This is a genomic window from Streptomyces sp. JJ66 (assembly GCF_019303495.1).
GTDB lineage: Bacteria > Actinomycetota > Actinomycetes > Streptomycetales > Streptomycetaceae > Streptomyces.
The window spans coordinates 54,158-63,012 of the sequence record NZ_JAEVFI010000025.1 but is presented as its reverse complement, the minus strand read 5'-3'; the positions used below and the strand labels follow the sequence as shown (position 1 = coordinate 63,012).

Genomic DNA, 8,855 nt, shown 5'->3' with positions numbered 1-8,855 from the left:
CCCTGCCCGCCCCCGACTTCGCCGCCCTCGCCGGCACCGGCCGGGCCCCGCGCACCCCCCGGGAGAAGGCTCTGTGCGAGCTCTTCGGCGAGGTGCTGGGGGTGGCGTCGGTCTCGGTCGACAACAACTTCTTCGAGCTGGGCGGGCACTCGCTGCTCGCCACCCGGCTGATCAGCGGCGTCCGCGCCGCGCTCGGCGTGGAGCTGGGCCTGCGTGCCCTGTTCGAGCGGCCCACGGTCGCCGGTCTGGTCGCGCACCTGGACAGCGCGCCGGCCGGTGGGCGGGCCCGTCCGGCGCTGCGGCCCCGGCCCGTGGCCCGCTCGGCGGCGGGACCGGTGGGGACCGACGGATGAGCGGTGTGCGGATGAGCGGTGTGACGCCGCTCGTGCCCGGTCGGCCGGCGCTCGGCGCGGACCCCGTCCGCGCCGAGCCCGCCGGCCCGGGCTCGCTCTGGCTGGTGGACGCCCGGCAGCTGGGTGCGGCCGCGCTGCGGCTGGCCCGGACCGTACTGGACGCAGGGGAGCAGCGGCGGGCCGCCGCCTTCCGGCGGGAGGAGGACCGTCGCTGCTGGGTGACGGCGCATGTGGCGCTGCGACTGCTGCTCGGTGCCCGGCAGGGGGTGGCGCCCGCCGCCGTGCGGCTGGAGCGGGAGCCGTGCGCCGTCTGCGGCGGCTCGGACGGGCGGCCGGTCGCGCCCGACTCGGGCCTGTGGTTCTCGTTGTCGCACAGCGGTGACCTGGCGCTGCTGGCCTTCGGGGCGGCGCCGGTCGGCGTGGACGTGGAGGCCGTGCCCGAACCGGCGGTGGTGGCCGAGCTTGCGGGGCGGCTGCACCCCCGGGAGACGGCCGGGCCCGAGGCAGAGCGGGCCGCGTCCTTCGCCCGGCTGTGGGTCCGCAAGGAGGCGTACCTGAAGGGACTCGGTGTGGGGCTGGCGCGGGACCCGGCGCTGGACTACCTGGGGACGGGGCCGGTGCCGGCTGCGCCGGCCAGGTGGTCGGTGGCGGATGTGGCGGTGCCCGCCGGTTTCGCGGCGGCGGTCGCCCGCACGACGACCGCCGACCCGGCCGGGACCCAGAGCGGGTCCGCGACCGCCGGCCCGGCCGGAACCCGGAGCAGGTCCGCTCAGAGGACGGCCGTGGTCTCCTCCTCCGGGTCCTCCAGGAGTCCGGAGGTGGCCAGGAGATAGCCGAGTTGGGCCCGGCTGTTGCTGCCCAGCTGTACCGAGATCCGGCGGACATGCTCGGCGACGCTGCGCCGGCTCATGCCCAGCCGGCGGGCGATGGAGTCGTCGGTCTCCCCGCCGACGACGGCCCGCAGGATGGCCCGCTGGATGTCGGAGGTGACGGTGGGGGAGCGGAGCGGTGAGCCGCCGTCCACGATGGGGGTCGAGCGGTCCCAGGCGTTGTCGAAGAACTGCGCCAGGAAGCGGACCAGGCCGGGGTCGCGGACCTGGAGGGCAGAGGAGGCCCGGGGCACCGTGACGGGGATGAAGGCGACCTTCCGATCGCAGATGATCATGCGGTCGAAGACCTCGGTGAGGGTGCGGACCTCGGCGCCCGCGTTCCCGATCTGCTCGATGTACGACATCGTCGGCTGGTGCGACCGGACGGTGTGCTGGTAGATCGTGCGCTGCCGCACCCCCCGGCCGAGCAGCCGCAGGTCCCGCTCCAGGGCCTCCTGGAGGAGGTGCGGCGCCCGGCTCCCGCCCGGCTGCGCGGTGAGCAGCTCGGTCTCGCACGCGTCGACGGCCATCCGCAGGGCCCGGCTGATCAGCTCGCCCCCGTCGAGATAGGTGAGCGGGGATTCCTCGTCCCGGCGGGCCCGCGCCCACACCTCGGTGAACGCGGAGAACACCGCCTTCGTGGAATCGATCTCCTGGCCGCGCGCCAGAAAGGCGTCCTCCAAGGGCCGCAGCACGGCGTGTGCGGCGATCTCCGGCGGAATCAAACGCACCAATTCCGGAAAATCTGGCAATTCGGCGACGAGGTGCAGCTCCCACAGACACGGCGACACCTCGGAAGCGGCCAAGGTCCCCGTGCCGAGCGCCCGTCGGTACTGCGCGAGCGCGTCCGCACAGGGTGCGCCGGCCCGAGATATGTCGCATTTGTGCGAATACTGAGGGGATTGGTCGAGGTTCACAAATATGCAGGTTACATTTGCGGGCTTCTCCACCTCTGGGGCGCCGTCTTCCGCTCGGGAAGGATCTGCGTGCAGGCGGAAAACCGCCGTTCGCGCTTGAGGGGAAGAGGGAAGATGCGCACCCGAGTCATCCGTTTCGTCACCGCCGTCGCCGTTCTGAGCCTGGCCGCCATTGCCGTACCAGCCCTCCAGAATGACGAATCCATGCAGGTCGGACACGTTCTCGCCGACTCCGCATGGGGTTCCCCCACGCCTCGCCTGACCCAGCCGTGATCACTGCGCCGGTCCGCGCGGCGCGGCCGGTGACCGGATCCCGCGGCGATCACGTGGATGACCTGATCACATTCATCCAGGACTGTCCGTCGCCGTGGCACACGGTCGCCGAGGGGGTCCGCCGACTGGAGCGGTCCGGCTTCCGGGCAGTCCACGAGCAGGAGTTCCCGGGGGAGGCCGCCGGGGGGCGGTACCTCTCCGGGGCCGACACCCTCATCGCCTGGTACACCGCGCCGGGCACTCCGCCGGGGACGCCCCTGCGGATCCTGACCGCGCACACCGACGCGGCGGGCCTGCGGGTCCGACCCGAACCGGACGGCGCGAGCGCCGGCTGGCGCCGGATCCGCGTCGCACCCCACGGCCCCGTCCCGATCGCCGGCTGGACCGACCGCGACCTCGGGATCTCCGGCCGGATCACCCTGATCGACGGCAGCAGCCGGCTGGTCGGCTCCGACGAGCCGCTGGTCCGGCTGCCGCACCGGGGGGCCGGGGACCCCCTGTGGGGGCTGGGGGGTGCCCAACCCGACGGGCTGCTCTCCCGGATCACGGCCGACGCCGACGTGGACTTCTACGAGGTGCGCGACTGGGAGCTGACGCTCCACGACGTGCAGCCGCCCGTCCGGCTCGGCGCCGACCGCGAGTTCCTCGTGGGTCCCCGGCTGGACAACCTGGTCGCCCTGCACGCCGCGTTGACCGCGCTGGCGGAGGCGGCCCGGTACGGCCCGGACCCCGCCGGGCCGGTCGTGCCGGTCCTGGTCGCGCACGGGCCCGCGGGCGTCCCGCCGCTCGGCCGGACCCTCCACCGGGCCACCGGTCGCGCCCCGACCGGGGCGCTGGCCGTCGCCCTCGACCTGACGGCGGCCGCCCATCCGGACGAGCCCGACCACGGCGACGACCGACCGCTGCCGGGCGGCGGACCCGCCGTCACCTCGACCGGCTTCCTCGCGGCCTGCGAACGGGCCGGCGTGCCCTGGCAGCGGACCGCGCCGACCGGCGCCGCGCGCTGCGCCCTGGGGAGCAGCGCGGCGATCGCGGACCGCCTCGGCGTCCCCGTCCTCGACGTGGGGATCGCCGGGCTCTCGCCACACGCCGCGCGCGCCCTGTGCGGGACCACCGACGTGTGGCTGCTCACCCGCGCGCTCACCGCGTTCGCCACCGCCGACGACGTAGACGACAGAGAGGAAACGGCACCGTGACGACCAGCGACACCACGCGCTTCGGAGAGCTCCTGCAGCAGTACCGCAGACGCGCCCGACTCACCCAGACCGAACTCTCCGGATTCTCCACGGTCAGTGTGCGGGCCATCCGGAACCTCGAACTGGGGCAGGCGCGCAACCCCCGCCGGGAGACCGTCCGGCTCCTCGTGGACGCCCTGCGCCTGGGCGGCGCCCAGCGCGCCGCCCTGCAACTGGCGGCCGGGCTGGAGGCGGACGACACCGCCTTCCTCGACCTGCCCGCGCTGCCGGCCCTCGCCGTCCGCCGCCCCCACGGCCGGGACGCCGAACTGGAGCTGCTGCTCGACCGGTTGACCGGACCCGACGGCCGGTACGTCGGCATCGGCGGCCTCGCCGGCGTCGGCAAGACGCGGCTGGCCTTGGCCGTCGCCCACGCCCTGGGCGCTCCCGAGCGGCCCGGCCCCACCGGCGCCGGCGGCCTGCCCACCCTCTGGCTCTCCGTGCGCCGACTGGTCGACCCCGTCGACCGCCGGGTCCCCGACGACCTGACCGTCCCCCCGGTGGTCTGGCTGGAGGGCCTGCTCACCCGCAACGGGGCCGCGACCGGCGAGGCCGCCCGCCTCATCGGCGACCGGCCCGTCCTGCTCGTCGTCGACGGCAACGACCGGGCCGAGGTCGCCCGCGACACCCTGGAGGCCCTCCTGGCCGGCTGCCGCAACCTGCGGGTCCTGGAGACCTCGCGGGTGCCCGGGCCGCAGCCCGCCGACTTCCGGATCGCCCTGCGCCCGCTGCCCACCCCGGCCCTGACCGCCGTCGACGACCTGCGCGGCGCCCTCGCCGACCCGGCGCTGCGCGTCCTCGTCGACCGGATCACCGACCTGCAACCGGACTTCCGGCTCGACGCGGGCAACGTCGGCCCCCTGCTGGAGCTGTGCGCCCGCCTCGACGGCCTGCCCCGCGCCTTGGAGGCCGCCGCCTCCTGGCTGCCGCTGTGCTCCCCGGCGGAGATCACGCGGCTGGCCCGCGTCGAACCCCACGTGGCCGCCGGGCCCGCCGACGCCGGCCCCGGCGCCGACTGGGTCACCGAGGCCCTCGACGACGCCCTGGAGGATCTCTCCCCGGCCCGCCGCGCCCTGCTGTGCCGACTAGCCGACTGGGACGCCCCCTGGACGATGGAGCAGGTCGTCACCGCCGCCGGAACCGGGCGGGCCGAGGTGGCGAGCGCCGTCGACTGCTTCCTGCGGCGCGGCCTGATCCGCCGGCTGCCCTCCGCGCACCTCGTCGTCTTCGGGGTGCTCCACATCGTGCGGGCCTCCCTACGGGCGCGTACGCCCCACATCGAACCCATCGACCACATCCACCACACCGAGCGAACCGAGGAACGGCACAGTGACGGCACAGGCTTTGGCAGGACTGCTCGCGGACGAGACCAGGTTGCGGGTCTTCTCGGCGATCGTGCTGGGCGCGGCAACGCCGCCTGAGATCGCGTCCGCCACCGGCGCGAAGGCCAAGGACGTGGCCCTCGCCCTGCGCAAACTCACCGGCGGCGGCCTCGTCGTCGACGACGGCGGCGAACTCAGGGCTGCCACCGGCCGGTTCAAGGAGGTCCTGCGCTCCGCCGCCGGCGCCGAACGGACCGTCACCGACCACGGCACCGGCGACGAGCGCACGGAGTCCCTGCTGCGGACCTTCGTCGACGGCGACCGCCTGCTCGGCATCCCCTCCCAGCTCGTCCGCCGCCGCACGGTCCTGGCCCACCTGGCCCACCGGTCCTTCCGGCCCGGCGAGCGCTACCCCGAGCGGGCCGTCAACGACATCCTGCGCGCCTGGAGCGAGGGATCCGGCACCGACCACGTGGCCATCCGCCGCTACCTCATCGAGCTGGACGTCCTCGACCGGGCGGACGGCCACTACTGGCTGCGCCCCGAGGCCGAGACCGCCTCCTGAGCCCCGCCCCAACTGCCGCCTTGTTGCCGCTTCGAGTGCCGAAGGGGCCTCCGCCCGCGCGCATAGCGTCGGGCGCCGGCGCAAAGTCGAATCCCCTTGTCTGGAGTGGTGAACGTGTTCCCGTTGTCATTCGCGCAGCAGCGCCTGTGGTTCTTCAACCGGCTGGAGGGCCCGAGCCCCACCTACAACGTGCCGGTCGTCGCGCGGATGACCGGTCCCCTCGACACCGACGCGCTGAGGGCGGCCGTCTTTGACGTCGTCGAGCGCCACGAGTCGCTGCGGACCGTCTTCGGCGAGACCGACGGCGAGCCCCACCAGCGGGTCCTGGCCGCCGCCGAGACCGGTCTGGAACTGGAGCTCGTCCCCTCCGACGAGGGGCGGCTCGACAAGCAGATCCGCGAGACCGTCGAGGAGCCCTTCGACCTCGACGGCGACCTCCCGGTCCGGGCCCGGCTGTTCGCCGTCGCCCCCGACGAGCACGTCCTCGCCCTCGTCATGCACCACGTCGTGTGTGACGGCTGGTCGATGACCCCGCTGCTGCGGGACCTCGGCGCCGCCTATGCGGCCCGCGCCGCCGACCGCGCCCCCGACTGGGAGCCGCTGCCCGTCCAGTACACCGACTACACCCTGTGGCAGCGCGACCTGCTCGGCTCCGAGAGCGACCCGGCGAGCCTCCTCAACGCGCAGCTGGCGCACTGGCGCGAGGCCCTCGCCGACCTCCCCGAGGAGCTCGACCTGCCGTACGACCGGGTCCGCCCGGCCGTCGCCGACTACCAGGGCAAGGAGATCGCCTTCGACGTGCCGGCCGGCACCCACGCGGGTCTGCTGGAGATCGCCCGCGCCACCGGGAGCACCCCGTTCATGGTGGTGCAGGCGGCGGTCGCGGGCCTGCTGTCCCGGCTCGGCGCCGGCACCGACATCCCGATCGGCACCCCGATCGCCGGCCGCACCGACAAGGCCCTCGACGACCTCGTCGGCTTCTTCGTCAACACCCAGGTGCTGCGCACCGACCTGAGCGGCGACCCCGACTTCACCGAGCTGGTCCGCCGGGTCCGCGAGACCGGCCTGGACGCCTTCACCCACCAGGACGTCCCCTTCGAGCGGATCGTCGAGGAGCTCAACCCGGTCCGCTCCCGGGCCAAGCACCCCCTCTTCCAGATCGGGCTCGACCTGCACGCCGGCGAGCTGACCCTGGACCTGCCCGGCGTGGAGACCCGCGTCGAGCTGCTGAAGACGGCCGTCGCCAAGTTCGACCTGTCGTTCTCGCTGTGGGAGCGGACCTCCGCCGACGGCACCCCGGCCGGCTTCGCGGGCTCCCTCGAGTACGCCACCGAACTCTTCGACGAGGCCACCGCCGCCTCTCTGGTGGAGCGCTTCATCCGGTTCCTCGACGCGGTCGTCGCGGCCCCCGACCGGCCGCTCGCCGACATCGACGTCCTCGCCCCGCGCGAGCGCGAGCTGCTGACCGCCTGGACCGAGACCGGGCACGAGCTCCCCGAGAAGACCGTCACCACCCTCTTCGAGGAGCGGGCCGCCGCCACCCCCGACGCGACCGCCCTGGTGGCCGGTGCGACGAGCCTGACCTTCGCCGAGCTCAACACCCGGGTCAACCGGCTCGCCCACCACCTGATCGCGCTCGGCGTCCGCGCCGACCGGCTGGTGGCCGTCGCCTTGCCCCGCACCGCCGACGCCGTCGTGGCCTGGCTCGCGGTCGGCAAGGCCGGCGGCGTCTACACCCCCATCGACCCGCAGAACCCCGCCGAGCGGATCACCGGCATCCTCGCCGACGCCCGCCCCGCCGTCCTCGTCACCACCTACGAGACCGTCACCCGGCTCAGCAGCCCCGCCGGCCTCCCCGCCCTCGTCACCGACCTCGACCCGGCCGGGGTCCCGGACCACGACCCGACCGACACCGACCGGGCCGTCCCGCTCCTCCTCGACCACGCCGCCTACGTCATCTACACCTCGGGCTCCACCGGCCGCCCCAAGGGCGTCACCGTCCTGCACCGGGCGCTGACCAACCTGTGGACCTTCCACACCGGCGTCACCTTCCCCTCCCCCACCGGCGACGCGGACCGCCGCCGGGTCGCCCTCTCCGCCTCCCTCGCCTTCGACACCTCGTGGGAGGGCGTGCTGGCGATGATCGCCGGCCACGAGCTGCACCTGCTCGACGAGCACACCCGCCGCGACCCGGCCCACATGGTGGCCTACCTGCGCCGGCACCGCGTCGACCAGCTCGACGTCACCCCCAGCTACGCCCAGCAACTCCTCGCCGAGGGGCTGCTGACCGGCGAGCACGTCCCGACCACCCTGATGCTCGGCGGCGAGGCCGTACCGGAGCCGCTCTGGCAGGAGCTGCGCCGCGCGCCCAGCACCCGGGTCTTCAACTACTACGGCCCCAGCGAGTTCTGCGTCGAGGCGTCCGGCTGCGCCCTGCCCGAGCACGACACCTCCACCATCGGCCGGCCCGTCCACAACACCCGCGTCCACGTCCTCGACGAGCACCTCAACCCCGTCCCGCCCGGCGTCCTCGGCGAGCTGTACCTGGCCGGCGCCAACCTGGGCCGCGGCTACATCGGCCGCCCCGGCACCACCGCCTCCCGGTTCGTCGCCAGCCCCTTCGGCGCCCCCGGCGAACTCATGTACCGCAGCGGCGACCTGGCCCGCTGGACGCCCGAGGGCTTCCTGATCTTCTCCGGCCGCTCCGACGACCAGGTCAAACTGCGCGGCTTCCGGATCGAGCCCGCCGAGATCCAGACCGTGATCCGGGCCCGCGAGGAGATCGCCGACGCGGCCGTGATCGTCCGCGAGGACACCCCCGGCGACAAGCGCCTCGTCGCCTACGTCGTCCCCGCCAAGGGTGCCGGCCTCGACGTCACCGCCCTGCGGACCGCCCTCGGCGCGGTCCTGCCCGATTACATGGCCCCGGCCGCGTTCGTCCCCATGGAGAACCTGCCGCTGACCCGCAACGCCAAGCTGGACCGGCGCGCCCTGCCCGTCCCCGACTACGGCTCCGTCTCCACCGGCCGCGCCCCGCGCACGAAGCGGGAACGCGAGATCGCGGAACTCTTCGCCGAGACCCTCAAGATCGACACGGTCTCGCTCGACGACAACTTCTTCGAACTCGGCGGCCACTCCCTGCTCGCCACCCGCCTGGTCAACCGGATCCGGACGGTCCTCGGCGTCGAGGTCAACCTGCTGAAGCTGTTCGGCGACCCGACCGTGGCCGGCGTCGTCGCGAGCCTCCAGGAGCAGGGCCCGGCCGACGCCGCCGCCCGTCCCCGACTGGTCCGCCGGTCGTCCTGAACGTCCCGCGCGATG

The 8,855-nt window shown here is 74.4% G+C and carries 7 protein-coding genes; 6 read left to right on the top strand and 1 reads right to left on the bottom strand.

Translation table 11 applies throughout. The features are described from left to right. Both JJV70_RS17515 and JJV70_RS23290 read left to right on the top strand, forming a co-directional pair. A partial coding sequence (locus tag JJV70_RS17515) for a phosphopantetheine-binding protein (protein WP_219048948.1) occupies positions 1–353 on the top strand: 353 nt, incomplete at its 5' end. Next, positions 350–1,186, top strand: coding sequence for a 4'-phosphopantetheinyl transferase superfamily protein (locus JJV70_RS23290; protein WP_306823482.1), 837 nt, complete (start codon positions 350–352; stop codon positions 1,184–1,186). The genes JJV70_RS17515 and JJV70_RS23290, both read left to right, overlap by 4 nt. On the opposite strand, the gene JJV70_RS17505 is transcribed toward JJV70_RS23290, so the two are convergent. Then, entirely contained in the window at positions 1,123–1,953 is an 831-nt protein-coding gene (locus JJV70_RS17505) for a LuxR C-terminal-related transcriptional regulator (protein WP_308294875.1), read from the bottom strand. The two genes, JJV70_RS23290 and JJV70_RS17505, sit on opposite strands and share 64 nt — an antisense overlap. Positions 1,954–2,465: 512 nt before the next feature. On the opposite strand from JJV70_RS17505, the gene JJV70_RS17500 reads away from it, so the two are divergent. From JJV70_RS17500 to JJV70_RS17485, 4 genes are all read left to right on the top strand, one after another. Beyond that, positions 2,466–3,608 (top strand): M18 family aminopeptidase, encoded by a 1,143-nt coding sequence (locus JJV70_RS17500; RefSeq protein ID WP_308294874.1) that lies wholly within the window; start codon positions 2,466–2,468, stop codon positions 3,606–3,608. Next, positions 3,605–5,068 (top strand): helix-turn-helix domain-containing protein, encoded by a 1,464-nt coding sequence (locus JJV70_RS17495; protein ID WP_219048945.1) that lies wholly within the window; start codon positions 3,605–3,607, stop codon positions 5,066–5,068. The genes JJV70_RS17500 and JJV70_RS17495 overlap by 4 nt, the downstream gene beginning before the upstream one ends. Further along, positions 4,977–5,534, top strand: coding sequence for a DUF2087 domain-containing protein (locus JJV70_RS17490; protein ID WP_219048944.1), 558 nt, complete (start codon positions 4,977–4,979; stop codon positions 5,532–5,534). Before JJV70_RS17495 ends, JJV70_RS17490 begins: the two co-directional genes overlap by 92 nt. A gap of 114 nt (positions 5,535–5,648) precedes the next feature. After that, positions 5,649–8,840 (top strand): non-ribosomal peptide synthetase, encoded by a 3,192-nt coding sequence (locus JJV70_RS17485; RefSeq protein ID WP_219048943.1) that lies wholly within the window; start codon positions 5,649–5,651, stop codon positions 8,838–8,840. Positions 8,841–8,855 lie beyond the last annotated feature (15 nt).